At 30.3% G+C, this 2,550-nt stretch carries 2 protein-coding genes; both read right to left on the bottom strand.

Annotated features, from left to right (window positions below):
• On the bottom strand, positions 1-1,961 hold a 1,961-nt coding region (locus J7M77_RS16320; protein ID WP_296880474.1), incomplete at its 3' end, for a glycoside hydrolase family 30 beta sandwich domain-containing protein.
• A gap of 124 nt (positions 1,962-2,085) precedes the next feature.
• Positions 2,086-2,550 (bottom strand): UTRA domain-containing protein (locus tag J7M77_RS16315; RefSeq protein ID WP_296880472.1); only part of this gene is annotated, 465 nt, incomplete at its 5' end.

Here is a 2,550-nt window from a genome sequence, read left to right as displayed (position 1 = left end):
CTTACTTCAATTACATATTTACCAGCTTTTTGACAGTTATAACCATTATCATTAATTGTATATTCACTAATTTCACCGTCTTTATCATCAGTAACTTTTAAGTTTAAGATTGTTTTTAAATCAGTTGTATCACCGACATAAATTGTCGCATCATTTCCAGAAATGTTTGGTGCACTTACATCAATATCATTTGGATTCCATTGATAAGTTGCAACATTACATGCTGGAACTGTGGCACTAAATTGATAATTATTACAGGCAGCAGTAAATGTCTGATCTTCATTAGAGTTATTAACTACTACCATAACTAATTTACCAGTATCGGGATCTTTGAAAACAACGTTAGAGATACCAAAGTCTTCTGTTCCTACCGAATCAGTTGAATCAACTCGAACATATCCAGGACGAATATATTTTGCAAATTGTCCCATCATGTAAGCTTCAGGTGACACTACATAGTTATTATTATTGCTTGCATCTTGAATCAATAATGTTGGATCTGGTTTCATATATCCATAATCATAATCATAATAACTATTATAATCAGGTAAATAAACTTTAAAACTTACATTCCCTCCAAATTTACTTGATTCACCATTACTATCTAACATAGTTACCCAAGCATTATAGCTCACACAACCACTTCTAAAATACTGAGCAACACGATTCATTCCATAAGTTCCCCATAATGAACGTTCAGTTACCGCAATTTTCGCACTACCATTTAATGTATTGTATAGTGTTTTATAGCCATCAGCCATTTTTGAAGCAGACATAGAATCATAATCATGTATTCCTATTCCATCAACTGCTCCTTGTTGTAAATCTACAAATTCCTTAACTTGTGAATCGGTATAACTATTACCAAGTTCATTAATTTCTAATCCATAAATTTCAAATGATTTTTGTTCATCATTTAATACATTACTTTCATTAGCTAATTCTTTTACTCTTTTAGCAATTTTCACAAATGCTTCTTCTGTGATATTACCACCTGCTATCCAACTACTTTCTCCATACTTCATTTCATTTTGCAAAGATAACAAATCAATAGTAATACCTTGTTTTGCATATTCTTCTAAATATCTAACAAAATATGTAGCTGCGTATTCAATATATTCTTCTCCATAATCAACGCCACCTACTTCACCATATTTAAAATATCCATTAATAATTCCATATCCATGTGAAATTGACTCGTTTTCTGTGTATGAACTACACATGACTTTCATTGCATCTGGATTTACCATTTCTACTGGAACTTTCATCCAACCTGGTAAAGACCAAGAACAACTGTAAAAGCTAATATCATCTTCTATACCTAGTTCTTTAGCTGTCTCTTGTACTAAATTTATAGTTTTAATTATTCCCAAATCAATATCTTTTTGAATACTAAATCCATTTCCAGTTTCGTTATACCAATCAAGCGTTTCTGGTTTATTTAGATAATTTTCTGTATCTCTTACATCATAATAAGTATAGTATTCTTCACTTGCAGGTTGAAAATCTGAAGATCCAATTGATAGTCTAAATCTAGTTAATCCTAATCCATTTACTGGGTCAATTAATAATTTAATAATTTCCTTTTGCTTTTCACTAGACATTTTTGAAAGCGAATAAACAGTAGAAGCATCTATAGACGAACCAATTCCTTCAAAATCTTGATACTCCAATTCATCATTAATCTCAATAGTAATATTTTCATTAGTATTAGTAACAAGATCTATAGACTCTTGAACCGTGTTTTTATTCTTACTTGTTACATCAAGAATCCCTTCCCAGCTTCTAGCTGTGCCTGTTTCTCCTGTACTTAAACTATTAGCAGCTGGATCCATTTCTGAAGATGACATCGTGACTTCAACACCATCTTCCAATAATACTTGATCATCAACTGCAAGTACGGGTACAACTGCGGTTAATGATATAAATGTTGCAATTAATGCTTTTAATAGCTTTTTCATTTCTTTCCCCTTTCTCTTGTTGTTATTTATTTAATTTATTGGTACAAATGTATATTAACACCATTAAGTTAAAATGTAAAGGGTTTCATAGAAGAAAATAAAAAAAGATGTCAAATTATGACATCTAACGCATTGCTACAGCATAGAAATTAGCATATTTATAATTATAAATAACTTTTGATACATTGAATAATAATCCATTATCTAAATAAACAGTATCGGCAATTACTAATCCAGGATCATTTTCTTGTAAATCTAATAGCTCGGCTTCTTCTTTTGATAATTTAATTGCACTAATGTGTTTATCGGCAAAACCAAATTTTAATTTCAAATCGTTTTGTAAATAACTATAAATTGACTGCTGGGCAATTTCTCTACCTAAATAAGGAACGATCTTTTTACTATAATAGCTTAATTCTAAAGCAAATTTTTTATCATCAATGATGCGAACGCGTTTACAAAAATAGATTAAATCACCAACTTCACAAAGCATTTGTTTAGCTAACTTTTCATCTGCTTCTAATAATTCAACAGAAATTACCTGATTAGAAAACGTGCTATTAGGAAAATCATGAGTTAATCCATTAGT

The organism is Thomasclavelia sp., assembly GCF_017889095.1.
Lineage (GTDB): Bacteria > Bacillota_I > Bacilli_A > Erysipelotrichales > Coprobacillaceae > Thomasclavelia.
The sequence above is the reverse complement of the archived record's forward strand: the minus strand, read 5'-3'. Positions and strand labels throughout refer to the sequence as shown.